The 23,113-nt window shown below is 70.8% G+C and carries 21 protein-coding genes, 1 tRNA gene and 1 pseudogene; 13 read left to right on the top strand and 10 right to left on the bottom strand.

The features are described from left to right. Nucleotides 1–91 precede the first annotated feature (91 nt). Together ACIF9R_RS21950 and ACIF9R_RS21945 are read right to left on the bottom strand one after the other, a co-directional pair. A complete protein-coding gene (locus ACIF9R_RS21950; protein ID WP_399982584.1) occupies nucleotides 92–559 on the bottom strand; it encodes a RidA family protein in 468 nt (155 codons plus the stop codon). Next, nucleotides 556–717, bottom strand: coding sequence for a DUF4177 domain-containing protein (locus ACIF9R_RS21945; protein ID WP_399982581.1), 162 nt, complete (start codon nucleotides 715–717; stop codon nucleotides 556–558). The genes ACIF9R_RS21950 and ACIF9R_RS21945 overlap by 4 nt, the downstream gene beginning before the upstream one ends. Before the next feature lie 288 nt (nucleotides 718–1,005). Here ACIF9R_RS21945 and ACIF9R_RS21940 point away from each other — a divergent pair, with 288 nt between their 5' ends. Beyond that, complete coding sequence (locus tag ACIF9R_RS21940; protein WP_399982578.1) at nucleotides 1,006–1,983, top strand: ArsA family ATPase; 978 nt, start codon at nucleotides 1,006–1,008, stop codon at nucleotides 1,981–1,983. 193 nt (nucleotides 1,984–2,176) lie between these two features. Next, complete coding sequence (locus tag ACIF9R_RS21935; protein ID WP_399982576.1) at nucleotides 2,177–3,589, top strand: ArsA family ATPase; 1,413 nt, start codon at nucleotides 2,177–2,179, stop codon at nucleotides 3,587–3,589. A gap of 116 nt (nucleotides 3,590–3,705) precedes the next feature. Here the strand turns inward: ACIF9R_RS21935 and wblA are convergent, their stop codons facing one another. After that, nucleotides 3,706–4,044, bottom strand: a complete 339-nt coding sequence (gene wblA, locus ACIF9R_RS21930; RefSeq protein ID WP_399982574.1) for a transcriptional regulator WblA — start codon at nucleotides 4,042–4,044, stop codon at nucleotides 3,706–3,708. A gap of 429 nt (nucleotides 4,045–4,473) precedes the next feature. Between wblA and ACIF9R_RS21925 the strand changes: the two genes are divergently transcribed. Beyond that, nucleotides 4,474–6,726, top strand: coding sequence for a transglycosylase domain-containing protein (locus ACIF9R_RS21925; protein WP_399982572.1), 2,253 nt, complete (start codon nucleotides 4,474–4,476; stop codon nucleotides 6,724–6,726). Between the two features lie 130 nt (nucleotides 6,727–6,856). Here the strand turns inward: ACIF9R_RS21925 and ACIF9R_RS21920 are convergent, their stop codons facing one another. Further along, nucleotides 6,857–7,321, bottom strand: a complete 465-nt coding sequence (locus tag ACIF9R_RS21920) for a GatB/YqeY domain-containing protein (RefSeq protein WP_399982569.1) — start codon at nucleotides 7,319–7,321, stop codon at nucleotides 6,857–6,859. Nucleotides 7,322–7,424: 103 nt separating this feature from the next. Here ACIF9R_RS21920 and ACIF9R_RS21915 point away from each other — a divergent pair, with 103 nt between their 5' ends. From ACIF9R_RS21915 to ACIF9R_RS21890, 6 genes and pseudogenes are all read left to right on the top strand, one after another. Then, the gene (locus ACIF9R_RS21915; RefSeq protein ID WP_399982567.1) at nucleotides 7,425–8,378 is read left to right on the top strand and encodes a metallophosphoesterase; all 954 of its coding nucleotides are present in this window, start codon (nucleotides 7,425–7,427) and stop codon (nucleotides 8,376–8,378) included. A 73-nt stretch (nucleotides 8,379–8,451) separates the two neighbouring features. Next, a complete protein-coding gene (locus ACIF9R_RS21910; protein WP_399982565.1) occupies nucleotides 8,452–9,225 on the top strand; it encodes a Pr6Pr family membrane protein in 774 nt (257 codons plus the stop codon). Between the two features lie 48 nt (nucleotides 9,226–9,273). Further along, nucleotides 9,274–9,347 (top strand) — tRNA-Pro (locus ACIF9R_RS21905). Nucleotides 9,348–9,522: 175 nt separating this feature from the next. Next, a pseudogene (locus ACIF9R_RS21900) lies at nucleotides 9,523–9,666 on the top strand (restriction endonuclease); the annotation flags it as partial. Between the two features lie 64 nt (nucleotides 9,667–9,730). Further along, entirely contained in the window at nucleotides 9,731–10,009 is a 279-nt protein-coding gene (locus ACIF9R_RS21895; protein ID WP_399982563.1) for a CopG family transcriptional regulator, read from the top strand. Continuing rightward, nucleotides 10,006–10,431, top strand: coding sequence for a PIN domain-containing protein (locus ACIF9R_RS21890; protein ID WP_399982561.1), 426 nt, complete (start codon nucleotides 10,006–10,008; stop codon nucleotides 10,429–10,431). The genes ACIF9R_RS21895 and ACIF9R_RS21890 overlap by 4 nt, the downstream gene beginning before the upstream one ends. A 675-nt stretch (nucleotides 10,432–11,106) precedes the next feature. On the opposite strand, the gene ACIF9R_RS21885 is transcribed toward ACIF9R_RS21890, so the two are convergent. Both ACIF9R_RS21885 and ACIF9R_RS21880 read right to left on the bottom strand, forming a co-directional pair. Next, nucleotides 11,107–11,373 (bottom strand): hypothetical protein, encoded by a 267-nt coding sequence (locus tag ACIF9R_RS21885; protein WP_399982557.1) that lies wholly within the window; start codon nucleotides 11,371–11,373, stop codon nucleotides 11,107–11,109. Nucleotides 11,374–11,398: 25 nt separating this feature from the next. Beyond that, nucleotides 11,399–12,766 carry a S8 family serine peptidase gene (locus ACIF9R_RS21880; RefSeq protein WP_399982555.1) on the bottom strand — a complete coding sequence of 456 codons (1,368 nt, stop codon included), beginning with the start codon at nucleotides 12,764–12,766 and terminating at the stop codon, nucleotides 11,399–11,401. A gap of 451 nt (nucleotides 12,767–13,217) precedes the next feature. Between ACIF9R_RS21880 and ACIF9R_RS21875 the strand changes: the two genes are divergently transcribed. From ACIF9R_RS21875 to ACIF9R_RS21865, 3 genes are all read left to right on the top strand, one after another. Then, nucleotides 13,218–13,625, top strand: a complete 408-nt coding sequence (locus tag ACIF9R_RS21875) for a DUF6153 family protein (RefSeq protein ID WP_399982552.1) — start codon at nucleotides 13,218–13,220, stop codon at nucleotides 13,623–13,625. 118 nt (nucleotides 13,626–13,743) lie between these two features. Then, nucleotides 13,744–14,394 (top strand): DUF305 domain-containing protein, encoded by a 651-nt coding sequence (locus ACIF9R_RS21870; protein ID WP_399982549.1) that lies wholly within the window; start codon nucleotides 13,744–13,746, stop codon nucleotides 14,392–14,394. A gap of 153 nt (nucleotides 14,395–14,547) precedes the next feature. Then, nucleotides 14,548–15,582 carry a MerR family transcriptional regulator gene (locus ACIF9R_RS21865; protein ID WP_399982546.1) on the top strand — a complete coding sequence of 345 codons (1,035 nt, stop codon included), beginning with the start codon at nucleotides 14,548–14,550 and terminating at the stop codon, nucleotides 15,580–15,582. A gap of 72 nt (nucleotides 15,583–15,654) precedes the next feature. Here the strand turns inward: ACIF9R_RS21865 and ACIF9R_RS21860 are convergent, their stop codons facing one another. The 3 genes from ACIF9R_RS21860 to ACIF9R_RS21850 form a co-directional block, all read right to left on the bottom strand. Then, nucleotides 15,655–16,200, bottom strand: coding sequence for a sigma-70 family RNA polymerase sigma factor (locus ACIF9R_RS21860; protein ID WP_399982544.1), 546 nt, complete (start codon nucleotides 16,198–16,200; stop codon nucleotides 15,655–15,657). 164 nt (nucleotides 16,201–16,364) lie between these two features. Further along, nucleotides 16,365–17,300, bottom strand: coding sequence for a hypothetical protein (locus ACIF9R_RS21855; protein ID WP_399982542.1), 936 nt, complete (start codon nucleotides 17,298–17,300; stop codon nucleotides 16,365–16,367). Between the two features lie 512 nt (nucleotides 17,301–17,812). Next, entirely contained in the window at nucleotides 17,813–20,731 is a 2,919-nt protein-coding gene (locus ACIF9R_RS21850; RefSeq protein ID WP_399982540.1) for an AfsR/SARP family transcriptional regulator, read from the bottom strand. A gap of 346 nt (nucleotides 20,732–21,077) precedes the next feature. Here ACIF9R_RS21850 and ACIF9R_RS21845 point away from each other — a divergent pair, with 346 nt between their 5' ends. Continuing rightward, entirely contained in the window at nucleotides 21,078–21,548 is a 471-nt protein-coding gene (locus ACIF9R_RS21845) for a cation:proton antiporter regulatory subunit (protein ID WP_399982714.1), read from the top strand. A 208-nt stretch (nucleotides 21,549–21,756) separates the two neighbouring features. Here ACIF9R_RS21845 and ACIF9R_RS21840 read toward each other — a convergent pair whose 3' ends face one another. Next, nucleotides 21,757–22,968 (bottom strand): cation:proton antiporter, encoded by a 1,212-nt coding sequence (locus ACIF9R_RS21840; RefSeq protein ID WP_399982538.1) that lies wholly within the window; start codon nucleotides 22,966–22,968, stop codon nucleotides 21,757–21,759. Between the last annotated feature and the right edge of the window lie 145 nt (nucleotides 22,969–23,113).

Raw genomic sequence — 23,113 nt, 5'->3', positions numbered from 1 at the left:
CCGGCGCCACGGCCCGGCCCTCCGCCCGGCCTCGCCGGGAACGGGCCCTCGCGCACGGCGGCGCCCGCATCCCCCGGCCGTGCCGCGAGGCCTACGCCTGCGTGAGTTCCACCTGGATCTCGACCTCCACCGGCGCGTCCAGCGGCAGTACCGCGACGCCCACCGCGCTGCGCGCGTGGACACCCTTGTCGCCGAGGACCTCGCGCAGGAGCTCACTCGCGCCGTTGATGACGCCCGGCTGGCCCGTGAAGTCCGTCGCGGAGGCCACGAAGCCCACGACCTTCACCACACGCGCCACCCGGTCCAGGTCCCCGGCGACCGACTTGACGGCGGCGAGGGCGTTCAGCGCACATGTGCGCGCGAGCTCCTTCGCCTCCTCCGGTGTGACCTCCGCGCCGACCTTGCCGGTCATCGGCAGGCTGCCGTCCACCATGGGCAGCTGGCCGGAGGTGAAGACGTACTGCCCCGACCGCACGGCCGGCTGGTAGGCGGCCAGCGGCGGCACGACCTCCGGCAGAGTCAGGCCCAGCTCGGCCAGCTTCGCCTCGACGGCGCTCATGCCTGCTTCTCGCGCTTCAGGTAGGCCACCATCTGCTCCGGGTTGTTCGGCCCGGGCACGACCTGGACGAGCTCCCAGCCGTCCTCGCCCCAGGTGTCCAGAATCTGCTTCGTCGCGTGGACGAGAAGCGGCACAGTCGCGTATTCCCATTTCGCCATACGGCCGACTCTAGCCGTTGCCACCACCGGTCCCGGCGGCCCCACCACCCCCGCGAGCCCGCCCACCACCACCGCGCCCGGCACCAGGCGGAAGCCCGCCAGGCGAAACGCGCGAACCCACCAGCTGACGACACCCGCGCACGCACCACCGGCACCCGGCCCGCGGGGTCGGGGCTCCGCACACCCACCCCCGAAGACCACCTGCGCACCCACCGCGTGGGGGCGCGACTTCCGGGAACTGCCCCCCGGAGCCGCCGGGGCGCGCGGCGAGCCTTTAGGCTCGAAGGCGTGAGCAGGCTCCAGGTCGTCAGTGGCAAGGGCGGAACCGGCAAGACCACGGTGGCCGCCGCCCTCGCGTTGGCCCTGGCCACGGAGGGGAAGCGGACGCTCCTCGTCGAGGTCGAGGGCCGGCAGGGCATCGCACAGCTTTTCGAGACGGAGGCGCTGCCGTACGAGGAGCGGAAGATCGCCGTCGCGCCGGGCGGCGGGGAGGTGTACGCACTCGCCATCGACGCCGAACTGGCCCTTCTGGACTACCTCCAGATGTTCTACAAACTGGGCGGCGCGGGCCGGGCCCTGAGAAAGCTCGGCGCGATCGACTTCGCGACCACCATCGCCCCCGGCGTGCGGGACGTCCTGCTGACCGGCAAGGCGTGCGAGGCGGTCCGGCGCAAGGACCGGGACGGCCGGTTCGTCTACGACTACGTCGTGATGGACGCCCCGCCGACCGGCCGCATCACCCGTTTCCTCAACGTCAACGACGAGGTCGCCGGGCTGGCCAAGATCGGCCCGATACACCATCAGGCGCAGGCGGTCATGCGGGTGCTGAAATCGCCGGACACCGCCGTGCACCTGGTGACACTGCTGGAGGAGATGCCGGTCCAGGAGACCGTGGACGGCATCGCGGAGCTGCGCGCCGCGGGGCTGCCGGTGGGGCGCGTCATCGTGAACATGGTGCGGCCGCAGGTGCTGGACGCGGCGGCCCTGGAACTCGTGGCCGCGGTCCCTCGTTCCTCTGTCGCGCGGGCTCTGTCGTCCGCCGGCCTCGGCGGCGCGCGACGTGGCGGACACGCCGAGCGGCTGGTGGAGCCGTTGCTCACGCAGGCGGAGGAGTACGCCGAGCGGTACACGCTGGAGATGGAACAGCGCGCCGTGCTGGCGGACCTGGGCGTGCCGTTGCACGAACTTCCCCTGTTCGCGGAGGGCATGGACCTGGCCGGCCTGTACGCGTTGGCGAGGGAGCTGCGCGGACAGGACGTCTCATGATCCACCGCGTCGTCACGTCCCAGCTGCCGCGCCCCCGCCTCCGTCACCGCCGCACCTGCACCGTCCCTGTCCGTACCGGCACCGACCCTGCCCGTGCCTGCACCGGGACCACCCCCGTCCGTACCAGCACCAGCCCCGTCCGTACCAGCACCACCCCCGTCACGAGTCGGAAGCACCGGAAGCAGGGGAAGTCATGAGCCGTCGCCCGGAACCGGCGGAGACGCACGACCCGGCCGCCCGTCACCACCTCTCCCCCACACGCACGCTCGACATCGACCCTCTGATCGAGGATCCGGGCACCCGGATCGTGGTCTGCTGCGGCTCGGGCGGGGTCGGCAAGACGACCACCGCGGCGGCGCTGGGTCTGCGCGCGGCCGAGCGGGGACGCAAGGTGGTGGTCCTCACCATCGACCCGGCCCGCCGGCTCGCCCAGTCCATGGGGATCGACTCGCTCGACAACACCCCGCGCCGGGTGAAGGGCATCGACGACTCCGCGGGCGGCGAACTGCACGCGATGATGCTCGACATGAAGCGCACCTTCGACGAGATCGTCGAGGCGCACGCGGACCCCGAGCGGGCCACCGCGATCCTGGGCAACCCCTTCTACCAGTCGCTCTCGGCGGGCTTCGCGGGCACGCAGGAGTACATGGCGATGGAGAAACTGGGCCAGCTGCGGTCCCGGGACGAGTGGGACCTCATCGTGGTCGACACCCCGCCCTCCCGGTCCGCGCTGGACTTCCTGGACGCGCCCAAGCGGCTCGGGTCCTTCCTCGACGGCAAGCTCATCCGCGTCCTGCTGGCCCCGGCGAAGGTCGGCGGCCGCGCGGGGATGAAGTTCCTGAACGTCGGGATGTCGATGATGACCGGCGCGCTGGGCAAGGTGCTCGGCGGTCAGCTGCTGAAGGACGTCCAGACGTTCGTGGCCGCGATGGACTCGATGTTCGGCGGGTTCCGTACGCGCGCGGATGCCACGTACAAACTGCTCCAGGCGCCCGGGACGGCCTTCCTGGTGGTGGCGGCCCCGGAGCGGGACGCGCTGCGCGAGGCCGCGTACTTCGTGGAGCGGCTGGCCGCGGAGGACATGCCGCTCGCCGGTCTGGTGCTCAACCGGGTCCATGGCAGCGGCGCGACCCGGCTGTCGGCGGAGCGGGCACTGTCGGCCGCGGAAAATCTTGAGGACTCCCGCATTGTGGATCAGGAGGACGGGAAAGCTGGACTTCGTAACTCTCCCGACACGTACGGCAGTTCTGAATCTTCCGCTTCATCCGCGACGGCCGGGACACCGGCCCAGGACGCCGGATCACCGGCTCAGGACGTCCCCGGGGAAGGCTCCCCCGCCACCGTGGACGACACCCAGGCAGCCGTTGCCCCGGAGTGGTCCGTCGAAGAGCTCACCGCGGGCCTGCTGCGTCTGCACGCCGAGCGGATGCGGCTGCTCTCGCGCGAGCAGCGCACACGCGACCGCTTCACCGCGCTCCACCCCGAGGTGGCGGTGACCGAGGTGGCCGCGCTGCCCGGCGATGTGCACGACCTCGCGGGGCTGCGGGACATCGGTGACCGGCTCGCGGCCGACCGGCCGGAACTGCCCGAGCCCGAAACACCCTGAACCGCACCGAACCGCACTGAACAGCTCTCAAGCGCCCTCAAGCGCCCTCAAGCACCTTCGATCGCCCTACTACTCCGCGCGGCAGGACGGACCAAGGACCGACCCCCCGGAGGCCCTCAGCCCACCGCGGCGTAGCTCTCGTACACCTCGTCGTCGTCGAGGGGCACGACACCCGTCCCCCGCTCGTACTCCGAGCGCGCGGTCTCCAGCAGCCTGCGCCAGGAGGTCACGGTCGGCCGCCGGCGCAGCAGCGCGCGGCGCTCACGTTCCGTCATGCCTCCCCATACGCCGAACTCGACGCGGTTGTCCAGCGCGTCCGCCAGGCACTCCGTACGCACCGGGCATCCGGTGCACACCGCCTTGGCCCTGTTCTGCGCTGCTCCTTGAACGAACAGTTCATCCGGATCGGTAGTGCGGCAGGCAGCCTGCGCACTCCAGTCGGTAACCCAGCCCATACCGGCGCCGTCCTCTCCCGAATCGAGGCTCCCCCACGGCGGCAGCGGCATATTCACCGCCGCCAGTTGAGGACGTTACGGAAGGCGGGCACAGCGCAACACCCCCAGCGGGCCCAATCTTGAATGGTCCGAACGGACTATGGGTAAGCGGCAGATCACCCGGGGGAGTGAGGGGGCGACATGCACGACAAAGGGGGCGTTTCGGGTTAATTCAGTTGCGCCACAACGGGCACCACGTGACACACGAGGCGGATCCGGACACGGGCTCAACGCCCCTCGACAGAACTCGTATGAAGAAAGTCGAAGGGATCCGGAACGATTCGGGGTCGCCGGACGTATTGATACGTGGCCTCACTGCTGTGACAGTTGAGTGCAGCTTAGGCCAAGGCCTTTACGCTTGTCCGGCGAATGAGAACGTAGGCTGCTCCCATGCCAAAGAAGCGCTCGGGCGGTGGTCTGTCCTCCACGCAGCAGGCCGCCAAGTTCCTCGGTGTCAGTGTCCTCGCGGGAGCTGTCATGGCCGGCATCGCGCTGCCCGCTGTGGGCGCGCTGGGCCTGGCGGCCAAGGGATCGGTCGAGAGCTTCGACGAGCTCCCGGCCAACCTCAAGACGCCGCCGCTGAGCCAGCGCACCACCATCCTCGACGCCGACGGCGGCACGATCGCCACCGTCTACTCGCGCGACCGCACGGTGGTCGAACTCAAGGACATCTCGCCGTACCTGCAGAAGGCGATCGTCGCGATCGAGGACTCGCGCTTCTACCAGCACGGCGCGGTCGACCTGAAGGGCGTCCTGCGCGCGCTGAACAGCAACGCGCGCAGCGGGGAGGTCTCCGAGGGCGCGTCCACCCTCACGCAGCAGTACGTGAAGAACGTCTTCGTCGAGGAGGCGGGTGACGACCCGACCAAGGTCGCGCAGGCCACGCAGCAGACCATCGGCCGCAAGATCGCCGAACTGAAGTACGCGATCCAGGTCGAGGAGGAGCTGGGCAAGAAGAAGATCCTCGAGAACTACCTGAACATCACCTTCTTCGGCCAGCAGGCCTACGGCGTCGAGGCCGCCGCCCGGCGCTACTTCTCCAAGCACGCCAAGGACCTCAACCTCCAGGAGTCCGCCCTCCTCGCCGGGCTCGTCCAGTCACCGAGCCGCTACGACCCGGTCAACGACGAGACGGAGGCCAGGAAGCGGCGCAATGTCGTCCTGAAGCGGATGGCCGACGTCGGCGACATCTCCCAGGAGCAGGCCGACCAGGCGGCCGAGAGCCCGCTGGGCCTGGACGTCAGCAAGCCGAAGAGCGGCTGCATCACGGCGTCCAAGGGAGCGGGCTTCTTCTGCAAGTACGTGAAGGAGGTCTTCCTCGGCGACCCGGTCTTCGGCAAGACCCGGGAGGCCCGGTCGAAGATCTGGAACCGGGGCGGCCTGACCATTCGTACGACGCTCGACCCGCAGGCACAGAAGTCGGTGCAGAAGTCGCTCAAGGACCACGTCTACCAGTCCGACAAGGTCGCCGCCGCGAGCACCCTGGTCGAGCCCGGCACCGGCAAGATCGTCGCGATGGGCCAGTCGAAGCCGTACGGCTACGGCAAGAACGAGACGGAGATCAACTTCTCGGTCGACCATGCCTGGGGCGGCTCGAACTTCGGCTTCCCGACGGGTTCGACGTTCAAGCCGTTCGTGGCGGCCGCGGCCATCGAAGAGGGCAGGCCGCCGACCCAGACCTACTCCGCCCCGTACGAGATGCCGTACCCGCAGACCGTGCGCGGGTGCGACAAGCCCTGGGTGAACGACGGCAACTACAAGCTCGAGAACGAGAACGAGTCCGAAGTGGGCCCGTACCCGCTCAAGGAAGCGATGGCCAAGTCGGTCAACACCTACTTCGTGCAGATGATCGAGGACATCGGCATGTGCCCGGTGGTGACCCTCCTCGACAAGCTCGACGTGGTCCAGGGCAACGGGGACAAGGTCCCCGAGGTCCCCTCCTCCATGACCCTCGGTTCCACCGGTCTCTCGCCGCTGACGATGGCGAGCGCGTACGCCGCCTTCGCCTCCCGGGGCATGTACTGCACGCCGATCGCCATCGAGTCGATCACCCGGAAGGCCGGCGACAAGCAGGAGTCGCTCGAGGTACCGAAGTCGACGTGCTCCCGCGCGATGAGCGAGAACACCGCGGACACGGTGAACACCCTGCTGCAGGGTGTGGTCGACTCCGGTACGGGTCAGGCGGCCGGCCTCAGCGACCGGGCCAACGCCGGTAAGACGGGTACGACGGACGAGCGCAAGAACGCCTGGTTCGTCGGGTACACCCCGAACATGTCGGGCGCCGTCTGGGTGGGCAGCGCGTCGCAGAAGGTCGAGATGAAGGACATCACGATCGGCGGCCAGTACCACCCCCTGGTCTTCGGTGGCGCGGTCCCCGGCCCGATCTGGAAGGACGCCATGACCGGCGCCCTGGCGGGCAAGGAGTCCCCGCCCTTCAACCTCGTGAACATCCCGGACCCTCCCAAGAAGCGGGACAAGGGCCGCGACAAGGACCGCGACCGTGACGACGACGGCGGTCTCATCGGCGGCCTGATCGGCGGGGGCAACGGAGGCGGCAACGGAGGCGCCGAACCGGACCCGACGTTCTCCATCCCGGAGGGCTTCATCCAGGGGCAGGGCAACGGGCCGGGCGGACGCGGCTGACCGGTCCGCCGCACAGCACGGACGTCACCCATGACATGACGAACGGCTCCTCCCCCGACACGGGGAAGGAGCCGTTCGCCGTGGTCCTCGCGCGGCGACGCGCACCCCGGCGGCGAGGCGCCGTACGCTCTCAGCCGGCCAGCAGCTTCTTCACCGCGGCCGCCACCCGGCCGCCCTCCGCCTGCCCGGCCACCTTCGGGTTCACGATCTTCATCACGGCACCCATGGCCCGCGGACCTTCCGCACCCGCCGCCTTCGCCTCCTCCACCGCCTGGGAGACGATCGCGTTCAGCTCGTCGTCGGACAGCTGCTGGGGCAGGTACCCGGCCAGCACCTCGCCCTCCGCCTTCTCCCGCTCGGACTGCTCGGGGCGCCCACCCTGCGCGAAGGCCTCAGCGGCCTCGCGGCGCTTCTTCGCCTCGCGGGTGATCACCTTCTGCACCTCGTCGTCGGAGAGCTCGCGCTTCTCCTTGCCCGCGACCTCCTCCTTGGTGATCGCGGCGAGCGTCAACCGGAGCGTGGAGGAGCGGAGCTCGTCGCGCTCCTTGATCGCGGCGTTGAGGTCGTCGTGCAGCTTGGACTTGAGCGTGGTCATGGCTCGATTGTCGCAGGTGCGGCAGGGAGAACGCCCGCTGATTTAACCTCCCCCGCCACCAGGGGCGTTCGGAGGGACCTCCCGGGTCTGACACGATGTACGCATGCGCGCGCGATACGGAATCCCCCTGGGAATCACGGCGGCCGGCGCCGCCGGGCTGCTGTACGCGGCGGGCTTCGAGGCCCGCTCCTTCCGCCTCCGACGGGTGACCGTCCCCGTACTGCCCTCCGGGATGCGCCCCCTGCGCGTACTGCAGGTCTCCGACATCCACATGGTCGGCGGCCAGCGCAAGAAGCAGCGCTGGCTGCGCTCGCTCGCGGGCCTGCGCCCCGACTTCGTGATCAACACGGGCGACAACCTGTCCGACCCCGAGGCCGTCCCCGAGGTCCTCGACGCGCTGGGCCCGCTGATGGAGTTCCCGGGCGCGTACGTGTTCGGCTCCAACGACTACTACGGCCCCACCCCGCGCAACCCCGGCCGCTACCTGATCGAGAAGCTCCAGGGCCGCCACGGCCTGAATGGCAACCCCCCGGTGGTCGGCGCGGTCCACAACCCGTGGGAGGACCTGCGGGACGGGTTCGACTCCGCGGGCTGGCTGAACCTGACGAACACCAGGGGCACCCTGAAGACCGAGGGCACGTCGATCGAGCTGACCGGCCTGGACGACCCGCATATCAAGCGCGACCGCTACCCGGAGGTGGCGGGCGGCCCCTCGACCGGCGCGGACTTCTCCCTGGGCGTCGTCCACGCCCCCTACCTGCGAGCCCTCGACTCCTTCACCGCCGACGGCTACCCCCTGGTCCTGGCCGGCCACACCCACGGCGGCCAGCTCTGCATCCCCTTCTACGGCGCCCTGGTCACCAACTGCGACCTGGACACGGACCGCGTCAAGGGCCTCTCCACGCACACGTCGGAGGGCCGCACGTCCTACCTCCACGTCTCGGCGGGCTGCGGCACCAGCCGCTACACCCCGGTCCGCTTCGCCTGCCCCCCGGAGGCGACCCTGCTCACCCTGGTGGACCGCGACCAGAGCGGCGTCGCCCGCCAGGCGTATTGATCACGAGCGGGCCCTTCACCCGTCCGGTCCACCCACCTCGCCCCGGGTCACCCGTCCGCGCACGCTGGGGCGCATGACCGCCCCGATACCCAGGGACATCCCGGACCTCCCGGCCCTTCCCCGGACGAGGTCCCGGCTGCTGCCCTCCGCCGTCCCCGCCAGAGCCGTCGTACCGCTGGTGCGGCGGCCGGTGGCGGCGGCGTACCGCCTCGTCCTGGCGCTGACGGCCACGGGCGCGGTGCTGGTCGAGGTCCTTCTCGGCAGCCCTGCCCGGGCCCTGAGCCACTTCACGGTCCAGAGCGCGATCGTCCTGGCCCTGGTGATGCTCGCCTCGGCCCGCCGTGCGTGGTGCGCCCGCCATCCCCTGCCGGGCGCCGTCACCGGAGCGGCCCTGCTCTACGTGATCACGGCGTCCCTGGTCCACCACCTGCTCCTCACGGACGCCACCCCCCACATCTTCCTGACAGCCACCACCTCATCAGCCCCTTCCTGGCCGGTCCCGCTCGCCGCCCACACCCTCCACACGGTGCTCCCCGTCGCCGCGCTGCTGGACTGGCTGCTCCTCACCCCACCCGCCGGCACGCACCTCCGCCAGGCCCCGGCCTGGCTCCTGTACCCCCTCGCCTACCTGGCCTTCTCCCTCGCCCGGGGCGAACTCCTCCCCCACTCCCCTGACCGCTACCTCTACCCGTTCCTCGACGTCGCCCGGCACGGCTACCGCGGCGTCCTCGCGAACGCCCTCCTCATCGGCCTCGCCTTCTACGCCCTGGCCGTCCTCCTCGTCGCCCTGGACCACACCCGCCCGAACCCGGTCCGCCGCCGCTCGAAAACCGGATTTCGTCTCTAGCCACCGGTGGGCTAAAGTAAACGTCGTCGCCGCGAAAGCAGCGACGATCGGGGTGTAGCGCAGCTTGGCAGCGCGCTTCGTTCGGGACGAAGAGGTCGTGGGTTCAAATCCCGCCACCCCGACAGAGAAACACCAGATCACCCGGGCTACTCACATGAGTAGCCCGGGTGATCTGGTGTGTGCGTGTCTATCTGCGTGACTACCGCTTCCCGCGTGTCTACGGCCGCCGTGGATCAGCGCCGAAGATCCCGTCCATGACCACGGCGCCGGCCTGGATCACGGGCCGGATCTGTACCCGGTAGACCTCCTCGGTCACGGCCGTACCGGAGAGCCCGACGAGCCGGGAGATCGCTTCCTGCCCGTCCCGTCGCGGCGGTCCACCGCTCCTGGCACACCAGCCAGGTCTTCCACGGCAGCCCACTCCCCGCCCCGGCCGCCTGATCGCCGAGCGCCTATCACGTGACCCGCTGGTAAGGAGTGCGATACCGGGAGTATGGTCTCTTGTATGGCGACGAAGAAGGTAACCGTGACGATTCCCGAGGATCTCCTGGACGAGATCCGCGCGGACGCGGCAGAGCGGGGCCTGTCGGCGTATGTCGCCGAGGCGCTGCGCTTCAAGCGTGACCGAGACCGGCTCCTGGAACTGGTCGGCTGGTTGCAGGAAGAGCACGGCCCCATCACCGAGGACGAGCATGCGGCAGCGCTCGTCGAGCTGGACGAACTCGACGCCGAACACGAGCGGCGTCGAGCCGCCGGAAAGCACAACGCCGGAGAGGCTGCGTGAAGAAGCGAGCCGGTGAGCACGGACAGCGGCCCCTCCGCGTCTTCGTACTGGACTGTGAAGCCCTGTCCCTTGCGGTACGGGGCGACCGGAAGATGATCGCCTGGCTCGACCTCGCGGCACGCGGGGAGGCCGAAGTGGTGACGTCCCCGATGACACTGGTCGAGGCGTACGACGGCAGAACGACCGAGCAGCGCTGGGACTGGGTCCTGTCCCGGCTCCAGGTCGTCGACATCGGGAAGGACGAGGCCCGCCAGGCGCGTCGACTTCTGGCCGACGCCAAGTTGCACGGCCACAAGTACGCGGTCGATGCCGTGCTCGCCGTCATCGCGCGACAGCAGAGGGGACAGGTCACCGTCTTCACCTCGGACGTCGACGACCTGGAGAAGCTGGTTCCGGACACGATCGTCGTCAAGAAGGTGTGACCCGACCCGCGCCCCTCCAGCGCCCGCGAAGCCATCGCGTACTTTGTCCGGACCACATCGGCAGTCTCCGACGCCAGGCAGCGGACGGCGAATAGTGTGGCCGACTCGACTTCCTGGCACTGGTGGCCGGTGGATTGCCTTCGGGTCGCAGGGCTGACTCTCCAGCACCAGCCAGGCAGCAGCACCCTTGGGGGCCATCTGGGAGCCGCCCTGCTCTCCATGCCCCCTCCACACCACCCGAGGCCAACCGGGGCCACCCCCTTGGCCTGCGCAAACACAATCCAGGCAGGAAAGATCATTAACCGATCCTCATTCGGGACGAAGAGGTCGTGGGTTCAAATCCCGCCACCCCGACAGAGAAACACCAGGTGAGGCACCTGCTCCATTGAGTAGGTGCCTCACCTGTTTCGTGTGCCTGACTGCGGGTTCCCGCGTGTCTACGACCGCTGCGGATCAGCGTCGAAGATCCCGTCCATGGCCACGGCGGAGTACCCGACGAGCCGGGAGATCACTCCCGCTTCCAGAGCCGACTCCGGAACTCCATCGCGGAGGAGAGCACAGACAATCGGGCGAAGCCGGTGCAGCGCGCGGCACAGGCCTGGGCCGCGCACCGGACAGGCGAGCCCTGATCCCTGGCCCGCCGTTGTGGCGGGTGGGCCCCTGTGTCGTCGGGGTTCAGTCTTCGTCGGGGCGGGGCTGGGGCGGCCCGAATGGTTCGATCTTCGGGTTCGCGTATGGCCCCTGGGCACCTGGCGTGCCGTGGACGCGCTCGGCAACCGCCTCGGTCACGAGCAGGGCGTAGGTGCCGTTGTGCAGGTCGACGAGTCCGTAGTCGGTGTCGACCTCGTCGGGGCCGATGCCGAGTTGACGCATGGCGTCCTCGAGCGTGGCTCCCGACGGGAGCGTGACCGTGATGAGGCTGGTTGGCTTGTCGGGAGCCATCGGTCTCTCCTCCGATGTGAAGCGGCTACCTGCGGATGCCGTGCCCGTTCTTGCTGCGGCGGCGCAGCGCATCCATGATCGCCGGTACGTTGATGATGCCGAACCCGTAGTCGTGGTCGAAGCCGGCGGCGCCGCGGTCGTCGGCCGTCCGCTGCAGCAGGATGCGAAGCTCGGCCGGCTTGATGACGTTGGCCGACCATTGCGTGCGGACGGCGGCGACCACGCCCGCGGCCACCGGACAGGCAGCCGAGGTCCCGGAGTCCGGTTCGCCCGCCCCGAAGGCGTGTGAGCCCTCGAAGTGGGTGTACGCGCAGATGTTCGGCTTGTCGGGATCGAGCCGGCCAGGGCCCTGCGAGGAGTAGCCGACCCGGTTGCCCCGCGTGTCGACGCCGCCGATGGACAGCGCACGGGGGTGCGAGTTGGCGCCGACGATGGGCCGGTCGGGGAACTCGCAGCGTCCGTCGGGGCAGTCCAGGCCGCAGTTGCCCGCCGCGAACAGGACGTCGGCGCCCGCGCTCTCCAGCGCGGTCACCATCAGGTTGAAGGGGTGGCCGGGGTTGTCCGAGTAGTTCCCGGGGTGGCTGGGCGGGAAGTCCCACCGGGGCGAGAAGGAACCCCAGCTGTTGCTGACGACCAGGGCCCGCTTGTCGTCGGGCATCGTCTCCAGCACGCTCCACAGGTGGGAGTAGGCCGCCACGGCGTCCGAGAGCAGTCCGCTCATGACCGTCGGGCCCTGCTGTTGCGAGAGCAGGACCGGCACGTCGATCAGCATCGCCTTCGGTGCGGCGATGAGGGCGTCGAAGGCACACATGGTGCCGTGGCCGACCGGGAACTGGCCCGGCCTGCCGGTCACTCCGGGCGGGTTCCAGCTGCGTGCCGCGTCGACCGTGACAGGACGGTCCAGTTCGTTGCTCAGATGCTCTGTGTTGATGCCGGTGTCGGTGATCGCCAGCGCGATACCGCTGCCGTCCAGGTCGTCCGCGCCGAGCTCGGCGAGGAGGTGCTTCACGTCCTGCCAGCTTCCGACAGGTCCGTCCCCGGGACACGTGGGCGACGTCTGGATGACAGGGTCGGCGGAGATGCCGACGATCTGCGGGCGGCTGAGAGCCAGCATGGAGAGGCGGCTGGCGGCGTCGTAGTCGTGGATCTCTCCACGAACCAGGACGGTGGCGTCTTCCGGCCGCATGGAGAACCGGAACGGCTGGGTCAGGGACAGCGGGTCCCCGTCGGCCGTGGTCGGCACCGGCTTGGGCAGCGCCACCGGTGTGAACGACTGGTCCAGCTCGACGCCGGGCATCGACCCGGCGACATCCTGAGTGGTCGCGGTGAGCTGCGGGTTGGCGACGGCCTCGACGACGTCGCGTTCGGGCTTCATCTGGATGAGGACACGCATGGTTCTCCTCGATGGGGGACGGAATTCGGCGCGGAGGGTGCGGCTGGGTGGGGAGCCGTTGCGAGGGACGGGTGGCCTTCTTCCCCTGCGACCTGTCCTCGACGGCCGATCAGCCGGGACCGAGCGCGCGGTGGGCCGATACGGATCAGGCGCCGTCGCCCATACTCACCGCGCAAAAGCGGCACCGCACGTCATACCCCCCCGAATGGCCTACAGGCGACCTGTCCCTCCACCCTTCAACCACTGACCGGCACGCCCTCCAGAGCCTCGTCAGGGCCGCCACCAACTTCGAGGCGTTTCCGTACGGCTGGACTGACGGGCGGAGGCACCGCGGCCTGGACACGGGACGCCCCCGCTGCGTCGGGCCTTGCTCGATGCCTCCGCAAGCGACGGTTTGGGCCATGTGCCCGCCTGCCCGCGCGGGGTCGAGCGGTTCCGTAGCATGAGGGCTGTGACAGCCCGTGCACTGCTCCACTCCGCGCGATCGCCCCGTGGGCGGTGGCGCGCGCTGCTGGTGCTCGGGCTACTGGCCGGCCTTCTCGGTATGCACGCCCTCAGTCCGGGCGGGGCCGTCGCCGTCGGCGCCTCCCACTCCTCCTCCGTCCTCGCGCATGCCGGGATGACGATGGGGAGCGACGAGTACGTCTGCCACGGTGACGGTGGTGGCGGCCACGCCGAGCACGCCGACGCGACATGCGCGTCCGGTGCTGTCGGCACAGGACCGGCCCTTCCCGCCCCGTCGCCCGACTCCGTCGGCACCCTCTCGCCCGCCGACAGCGGCCCGACCGCCCTCGCCGGCACGCCTGACGGCGGTCGCGCGCCGCCCACGCTGGCCGAACTGCAACTCCTGCGGATCTAGGACAAGGCCGAGCCGTACCCCGCCTCGCCCGCTGTGCCCCGGCGAGCGGCCGTACGGCACTCAGTCATGTCCCGCGCCGCTCGGCGCAGCTTCCTTCGCAGACCGCTGGAGTACCACCATGACCAACACCCGTTCCCTCATCCGTCGTGCCGCTCTCGGGGGCACGGCCGTGGCCGCCGCCCTCGTCCTCGCCGCCTGCGGCAGCGACAACGGCTCCGACACCGGGTCCGACACCGGGTCCGGTGCGCGGACGTCGGCCTCAGCCGGCGCCGAGGACACCGCCGGAGCCCACAACGACCAGGACGTCTCCTTCGCGCAGGGCATGATCCCCCACCACCAGCAGGCCATCCAGATGTCGAGGATGGCCGCCGGTCAGGCGTCCTCCGCCGAGGTCAAGGACCTGGCCGCGCGCATCGAGAAGGCCCAGGACCCGGAGATCGGGACGATGTCCGGCTGGCTGGAGTCCTGGGGCGAGGACGTGCCCTCGTCCATGCCGGGCATGGACCACGGCGGTGGTCACTCCGACGACTCCGGCATGCCCGGGATGATGGACATCGAGGACATGGACGAGCTGATGGAGGCGTCCGGCAAGGGCTTCGACACGATGTTCCTGACCATGATGGTCGAGCATCACGAGGGCGCCGTGGAGATGGCCACCACCGAGAAGGACAAGGGCCGCTACGGACCGGCCAAGGAGCTGGCCGACGACATCATCACCGCGCAGAACGCCGAGATCGAGGAGATGAACAAGCTCCTCGGCAAGAGCTGACGACCCCCGCATCGAGGGCTGGGCCCGCTCTTCCGCGCGGCCCGGGCCCGGCCCCTGTGCGGGCACGTCCTACGCCAGTCTCCTCATGAAGAGCCGGAGGTTCGCCCGGCAGGGGCTTGCGGCTCAAGTGGGTTGAGGTAGGACCGTGGTGGCATGGACGATGATGAGCTGTATCCCATCGGGGACGCCGCGCGCCGTAGTGGGCTGAGTGTGAGTGCTGTCCGGTTCTATGCAGCCAGTGGGCTGGTCGAGCCCACGGGGCTGAACGGGGCGGGGCACCGGATGTACGACGTCGACGCCATCGCCCGGCTGGAACTGGTGCGCACGCTGCGCGAGTTGGACGCCGGTCTGGAGGAGATCCGTCGCCTGCTCGACGGGGGTACGACCCTGCGCGAGCTGCTGGCCACGCATCTGGAGATCGTCGAGCGTCAGGAGCGCACCCTGCGGGGCCGGCGGGCGGTGCTCAGGACCCTGATCGGGCAGGAGGACGCCACCGCCCGGGCCGGCCTGATGCACAAGCTCGTCTCGATGACCGACGAGGAGCGTGAAGAGGTCATCGACGCGTTCTGGAACGACGTCGGGGAAGGGCTGGAGGTGCCGGACGGATTCGTCGACCGGTTGCGGGCGATGCGTCCGGTGCTTCCCGCGGATCCCTCGGCCGCCCAGCTCGAGGCGTGGATCGAGCTGGCCGACCTGGTGCGGGATCCGGGGTTCCGTGACGCGGTACGCGCGTATCTCGAGGAGACGTACTCCGCGCCGGAGGCCCGGGCCGTGGCGAGCGGTCCCTTCCAGGAATTCATCCACGCGAGCGGGGCTCCCCTCATGGAGGAGCTTCTTGCCGCGCACCGGGCCGGGGAGTCCCCGCGGTCGCCGCGGGCGCAGCGGGCCGTCCTCCGTTTCATGGAAGCGGCCACCGCACTGTCCGGCACGCCCCTCACCCTGGAACTCCGGAACCGGATGGCCGACGGCTACCGGCAGGTGCCCGGCCTCCTCCAGCGGATCGCCGAGGAGGACGCCGCTGCGGAAGGCCCCGTCTACGACGACACCCACGGCCGGTATGTGTCCCTGGTGTCGCTGATCAACGGGACCGCGGCGGGCGAGGAGCACGCCGGTGCTGTCCCCTACGTCTGGATCGCCGACGCCATGCGGGCGCCGGTGTCGGATCGGGGTGGGCCGCGCCGTCGGTGACGTGGTCGGCCGTGTCGTGCGCGCGGTGGGGAGCGGGCCGGGTGTCGCGGGGCCGGCCGAGGCCGGGCGCGTTCAGTTCATGCCCCGTTCCTCCAGGGCTGCTCTCAGGCTGCGCAGGGCGTAGTAGACGCGGGACTTCACCGTCCCCTGGGGGACGCCGAGGACCGCGGCCGCCTGTTGGGTGGTGCAGTCGGCCATGTAGGTGGCCTGGAGGGCCTCACGGTGCGCGGGGGTCAGGGCCGCGAGGGCGTCCCTGAGCACGATGGACGACAGCATGCGTTCGATGTCGTCGGCCTCGCCGCCCAGTTCGGCGAGCCACCCGGCGCCGCCCACTTCCGCCGGCCGGGCCGCGCGGGAACGGTGTCCGTCGATGACCAGGTTGCGTGCGACACGGAACATCCAGGGACGTACGGCCATGCCCTCGTCGTCGACCAGGTTCTGCTTGGCCCAGCAGCGCAGCAGGGTCTCCTGGATGATGTCCTCCGTGCGGTGGGTGTCCCCGCCCAGCATGCGCAGTACATACGCGTACAGCGCCGGGCCGTGTTCCACATAGAGGTCGCGCAGGGCCCGTTCCTCGGGGGATGCGGCGCTCGCCGATCCGATGACCGTGACGTTCATGGTGTGCTCCAGCTCCTTGGGGGTGACCGGAGCCGGTCCTGTCGGACGGGCTCCGGAGCCTCCGGAGCCATGGAGTGTTCCTGGGAACGTTCCACATTCGTTTGACGGTCGCTGTACGCCGCGTCAATCGCGGGGACCGAGCACGGCGCGGGCGCGCGTTCCGGTCAGGCGTAGGCCGTCCGTTCCTCCAGTTGGCCGCGGACCCGGTCGGCCAGTTCCGCGTGTCCCGGGGGCAGCAGGCCCTGGCTGCGCAGGCCGTCCCACATGCGCAGCAGCTCGCCTCCGTGGACCACCGCGGCCCGTTCGTCGCCCAGTCGTTGCCAGGCGGCCGTCGCCCGCGCCAGCGCCGCGGGCGCCTGCGCGTCGCCGGTCCGGCACATGATCCTGGCCACCGACAGGGCCAGCACCGTGGCCTCACGGTGGTCACCGCGCAGGTGAGCCAGGTACGCCTCCATCGCCCGCGCCTCCAGGGCGTCCGGGTACTCGGCCCCCAGGGAAGCCGTCAGGCTCTCGCGGAGCGCGGTCGCCTGGGCGGACGCCTCGTCGAGCCGTCCGGCGGACACCAACGCGTTGATGCCGGTGATGCGTTCGGGCAGGTCCGTGGGGAGGGGAGCGGGGGGCGGGGTCGTCCCAGTGGCCCATCGGTCGGCGGGGGCCGGGGCGGCCGTGGTCCCTGCATGGGCATGGGCATGGGCGCGGGCGATCGCGGTGGCCACGGCCGAGTCGGAGGCGAGGGCGGGGACCGGAACAGGGGCGGGGGCAGGGGCCGCCCGTGCCGCTCGGGGGGCGGGCTCGGGAGCCGGTTCGACAGCCGGTTCCGGGACGAGGACCGGGTCTGCGGCCGGGTCGGGGTCCGATGGCAGGGGATCGGAGGGGGTGAGGACCTGGCTGGAGCCGTCGGGAGAGACCTGGAGGACGAAATGGGCGGTGCCGGACCCGTCGTTCACCGTCGCCTCGACCGGGGCGCCCCGCTGCTCCGCGTGCTGCTGCAAGCGGTCCAGTACGGCCTCGTGCACGGACCGGCCCGGGCCGGCGGGCAGGGGTTCCCCGTCGATGTCGGCCAGTCCTTCGTCGGAGATGTGCACTTCGAAGCGGGCCATGGTCGCTGTCCTCCTCATACGAAGGGAGTGGTGGAAGCGGAACCGGAGACGGAACCGGTGGGCGACGGGCCTGACGATTCCGGGACGGGCCCGGTGGTGGACCCGGTCGTTCCGGCGAGGGCGGGGGCCATCGGCGGACAGCCGGCCCAGGCCGGTGGCGCCCTGGGTGATGGCCGGGGTGCCGCCTGTCGTACCGGCGCCGCTCATGGTTGCCCGCCTTCTCTTGCTCTCCGCCTTGAACCGTGGTGGCCGAACGGTCCGTTGTGCTGCCCGACGGGCTCGGCACAACCTAACGGGCCCGGACCCCAAAGAGTTCAAAACGGTGGAAAACAGATGATCCGAAAGGGTCGAAGCACCAGCGGAGAAGGGGTGGGGCAGGCATGAGTTCTGCCCCCTCCTCCGGCATCGCCGTCGGACCCGGCAGTTGAACCATCCTCGTCCGGGGCCCGTTGTACCGGTGCCCGGCCGCCGTCCGCCCTACCCGGTGGCCGGGCACCAGTCGAAGGAAGGAGTCAGCCCAGCCGATCGAGCCGCTCGCGGATCTTCGCGGCATCCGCGTGGTCGCAGTCCGAGAAGATCGCCAATGCCTCCCGCCAGCTGCTGCGCGCCGCCTCGGGGTCGTCGGCACCCAGATGGGCGTCACCGAGATTGCCGAGGGTGTGGCCCTCCCCCCAGCGGTTCCCGATGTCCCGGTGCGTCTTGAGGGCCTGGTGGTAGTACTCGATCGCCTCGTCATAACGGCGCAGCCCTCGGTACACCGTGCCGAGGATGTCGAGGGTGACGCCTTCGACCCAGCGGTTGTCGTGGGTACGCAGGAAGGTCAGCGCCTGCTCCAGGGATTCGATGGCCTCGTCGTACCTGCCGAGCCGCTGGAGGGCGTCGCCCAGGTTCGACAGCGTGATGCCCTGGCCCCAGGCGTCGCCCTGGATCCGGGCCATGGCCAGCGCCCGGCGGATGTACTCGACGGCCGTGTCGAGCCGGCCGGCCAGCAGGTAGACGTCTCCCAGGTTCGCCACGGCCAACGACATGCCCGTCATGTCCCCGAGTTCGCGGCAGATCTCCATCGCCTCGTGCAGGGGAGCGATGGCCTCGTCCGGCCGGCCCGAGTCGCGCAGCGCCGCGGACCGGTCCGCGAGGCCCTGGGCCTCACCCCGGCGGTCGTGGGCGGCACGGGCCGCCGCCAGTCCCGTGGTGGTGGTGTCCAGCCAGTCGTGGCTGTGGCTGCGGAGGTAGAAGAATCCCCACAGGACGGCGGGCAGCCGCCAGGCGATGCCCACGAGACCGGCCCCGGCGGCCCGGTGCACCGCGCCGACCAGGTTGACCCGCTCTCTCTCGCACCACTCCAGGGCCTCCTCCCGTGTCGTGAACTCCAGCGGCCGGCACCCGGCGGGCAGGGGTTCGAGGGGGATCCGGTGACGGCTCGGGGTGATGAGCGGATAGGCGGAGTCGGCGGTGTGCAGGTAGAAGGCCAGCAGCCGTTCGACGGCCTCGTCGCGGTCCCGCGCCGTCTCCTCGGCCTCGGCCCGCTCCGCGGCGTAGACGCGCAGCAGGTCGTGCAGGGCGTAGCGGCCCGGGAAGTTCTCCGTGAGCAGATGCGCGCGGGTGAGTTCGCCGAGCCCCGCGCGGGTCTCGCGCGGTGGCAGTCCGGCGAGCGCGGCCACGGCCGGCGCCGAGATGTGAGGTCCGCGGTGCAGGCCCAGCAGCCGGAACAGGCGGGCCGCCGGGGCGGACAGCGCCTTGTACGACCAGGAGAAGACGGCCCTCACATCGGTGGTGATGTCGTCGCCCCCGGTGAAGGCGTCGAGGCTCCCATGGCTGTCGCGTACGTCTTCGGCGATGGCGGCGAGCGGGAATCCGGGGCGGGCGGCGGCGTGGGCGGCGACGATGGCCAGTGCTAGTGGCAGCCAGCCGCACCGTGCGATGATCTCGCCCGCCGCACGGGGCTCCGCCACCAGCCGGTCGGTGCCGAGGCGGGCGGCCAGGAGATCGAACGCCTCGGTCGGCGTCATCTGGTCCAGGGTCAGTGGCTGGGCTCCGTCCGCCGCGACCAGACCGGCCAGTTGGTTGCGGCTGGTGACGATGACCAGGGAGCCCGGTGAGCCGGGCAGCAGCGGGCGGACCTGCTCGGTGTCGCGGGCGTCGTCGAGGAGGATCAGCATCCGTCGCCGCGCGAGCAGGCTGCGGTACAGCGCCACCTGGGCATCCGGGTCGGCGGGAATCCGCACCGGGGGAACCCCGAGTGCGTCGAGGAAGACACGGACGGCCTCGTCGGGGGTCATCACCGAGCCGCTCGGGTCGAAACCCCGCAGATTGATGCAGAGTTGCCCGTCGGGGAAGCGGTCGGCGATCTCGTGGGCCCAATGCACCGCCAGGGCGGACTTGCCGATGCCGCCCATGCCGCCGATCGCACTGATCACCAGGGTCCCCGGTGCGCTGCCGTCCTGGGGCAGCAGTGCGCGCAGGCGGTTCAGTTCCGCCTGCCGGCCGGCGAACGCCGGGAGGTCCGCGGGGAGTTGCGCCGGCCGGGTGGCCGGGTGGCCGACGGCGGCCGGGGAGCCCTGCCCGGCCTGGCCCTCCGGCTCCGCGGGCAGGTCGGCGGCCTGATACGGGTCCACGGCCGCGTTCGGGTCGGCGGGTGACCGCGAGCCGGGAAGTAGGGACGGATCGGCGGCCAGGATGCGGTCGTGCAGATCCTTCAGCGCGGTGCCCGGTTCGATACCCAGCTCCGTCAGCAGGGCGTCGCGCGTCCTTCGATAGGCCGTCAGCGCCTCGGCCTGTCTCCCCGACCGGTACAGGGCCAGCATGAGCAGCCGGCACAGCTGCTCGCGCAGCGGATGCCTGAGTGTCAGCGAGAACAGCTCGGGAACGACCGTGTCGTGACGCCCCAGGGCGACATCGATGTCCAGCCGGGTCTCCAGCGCGGTGAGCCGTTGCTCGTCCAGCCATGAGCACTCCGACTCCGCCAGCGGGCCGGGCAGTCCGGCGAGGGCCGGCCCCTGCCATGCGTCGAGCGCGGTGTGCAGCAGTTCCGCGGCGGCGGGCAGCTCGCCGTCGGCGTACCGTTTCTTCGCCTCCACGACCCGCCGCTCGAACACGGCGAGGTCCAGGGCGTCCTCCTGGATCCGGATCCGGTAGCCGTCGCCGACCGAGACGATCAGCCGGGGCGGATCGCCCGGCTCCCGTCCGGCTTCCAGGATCTTGCGCAGGCGTGACACATACGTCCGCAGTACCGACACGGCGGCTGCCGGCGGCTCTTCACCCCAGACGGCACGGATGAGTTCGCCGAGGGCGAGCGGGCGCCCCCGGCTCAGCAACAGCGCCGCGAGCACCACGCGTTGCTGCGGCGATCCGAGTTCCAGTTCCTGTTCACCGCACCATGCCCGGACCGGTCCCAGCACGGAGAAGCGAACCGACATTTCATCAGCAGGCACATTTGGACTCTATTGACCGTCCACCCGACCGTAGCCGCTTTGACGGAACATGCCATTCCGTCCTGAATATCGCTGTCATGGCTTTTGGTGTGATTGCCACCGGGGCCCGGCGTCCCTCCCGGACGTGGAACGGCTTCCCCACCACGCCCCTTGCGGTACGCGAATCCGCCACGGCGGGACCGACCGGGTCCACTCGGCCGGGAACGCCGGAAGGGAACAGGGCCGGGAGGCCGGTGGAGCGGGCCGGATGACGAACGGTCGCCGCGGTGCCGTATGGTGCCGTCGGTCATGGCCCGTAGGAACACTCACATCTTGCAGGGGGGCGGTCATGGGCGGCGCCGCACGCATGGGGCACACACCGTTGCCGGGGATCGGCACACGGTACGACCTCTCCACCCGGGAGGGGCGGCGGCTGTCGGTGATCGCGCACCTCGACGGGTCCCGGACGCTGAGCACGTACCGCACCGACGATCCCGACGCCACCGCGCTGTCCCTGCGAATGACCGCCGACGAGGCGGGGGCCGTCATCGACGCCGTGATGCCCGCCCACCACAGCCCGAACCTGCTGGCGACGGCCGAGCTGGGACTGGTCGCCGAGCGGATCGAACTGCCGGCGGCGTCGCACTGGAACGGACGGCTGCTGGGCGACACCCGGATGCGTACGGAGACCGGAGTCTCCGTCGTCGCCGTGCTGCGCCGGACCGAGGCGATTCCCTCCCCCGGCCCGGACTACCGGCTGGCCGGCGGTGACACCCTGATCGTGATCGGCACGCATGAGGGTGTCGGGGTCGCCGCCGGCATCCTCGCACGGACGTGATCGCCTCCCGCTGAGGCGATCCGGCGCGGACATGAGCCGGACGGTGATCGGGCCGGGCACGACCAGGATCGGGACGTACGCCGTGCCTGCGGACCGATCCCGGCCTCGACAGCGACGACGGCAGCGAGGCCGACGAGGCCGGCGGTGACGTGACCCCGTCGGCCCCGCCCCCGCCCGGTCGGCCCCGTCCCGGCCGTCCCCGGCGTGGTCAGGCCTCGACGCGCGTCGGTTCCGCGCGGTCCTGGTCCATCGGCGCCGGCGGCGCGGCCGGACCACCGCCCAGACGGCGGGCCACGGGCTCGGTCCAGCGAGCCGTGATCGGGCCGAGCACGACCAGGATCAGGACGTACGCCGTGGCCAGCGGGCCGATACCGGGCTCGACACCGACGGCGAGGCCGGCGATGACGATGGAGAACTCGCCCCGCGCGACCAGGGTGCCGCCCGCGCGCCAACGGCCCGCGCCCCGGATCCCGGCGCGACGCGCCGCGTACCAGCCGGTGGCGATCTTCGTGAGCATGGTGACGACGGCGAGGAACAGGGCCGGCACCAGGACGGGCGGGATGTCGGCGGGGTCGGTGGACAGGCCGAAGAAGACGAAGAAGACGGCGGCGAACAGGTCCCGCAGCGGCGTGAGGAGACTGCTCGCGCCCTCGGCGACCTCGCCGGACAGGGCGATGCCGACGAGGAAGGCGCCGACGGCCGCCGAGACCTGGAGTTCCTGGGCGAGCCCGGCGACCAGGAGGGTCAGCCCGAGGACGACCAGCAGCAGCATCTCCGCGTTCTCGGAGGAGACCGCGCGGCTGATCAGCCGTCCGTGGCGCAGTGCGAGGTAGAGGACGGCGCCGACCGTGCCCAGCGAGATCAGCAGGGTGACGCCGCCCGCGGCCAGGCCGGTGCCGGCCAGCAGGACGGTGAGGATCGGCAGGTAGACGGCCATGGCGAGGTCCTCGATGACGAGGACGCCGAGCACCACGGGGGTTTCGCGGTTGCCGAGCCGGCGCAGGTCGCCGAGGACCTTGGCGATGACGCCGGAGGAGGAGATCCAGGTGACACCCGCCAGGGCGACGGCGGCCACCGGGCCCCAGCCCAGGATCAGTGCCGCCACGGCGCCGGGCACCGCGTTGAGGACGAAGTCCACCAGGCCGGAGGGGTACTGGGTCTTGAGGTTGGTGACCAGTTCCGAGGCGCTGTACTCCAGCCCGAGCAGGAGGAGCAGCAGGATGACGCCGATCTCGGCGCCGGTGGCGGTGAACTCCTCGCTGGCCCGCAGAGGCAGGATGCCGCCGTGGCCGAAGGCGAGTCCGGCCAGCAGGTAGAGGGGTATGGGTGAGAAGCCCACCCGTCCGGCGAGGCGGCCCAGCAGGCCCAGGGCGAGGATGATCCCCCCGAGTTCGATGAGCATGGCGGTGGTGTTGTGCACGGGCGTCGGTCCTCCGGGTCGGTGACGGCGGCGTCAGTGCCTTCGGTGGCAAGAGGGCTGCCGCTGCGGCGGCAGCGGCGGGCAGGCGGGCAGTCCGCTCGGCGGCGAGCGGGTGCTACTTGGTGGGGAGCGTGGGGGGCGGCGT

The sequence above is a fragment of the Streptomyces sp. NPDC086080 genome, from assembly GCF_044540255.1.
Taxonomy (GTDB): domain Bacteria; phylum Actinomycetota; class Actinomycetes; order Streptomycetales; family Streptomycetaceae; genus Streptomyces.
The sequence above is the reverse complement of the archived record's forward strand: the minus strand, read 5'-3'. Positions and strand labels throughout refer to the sequence as shown.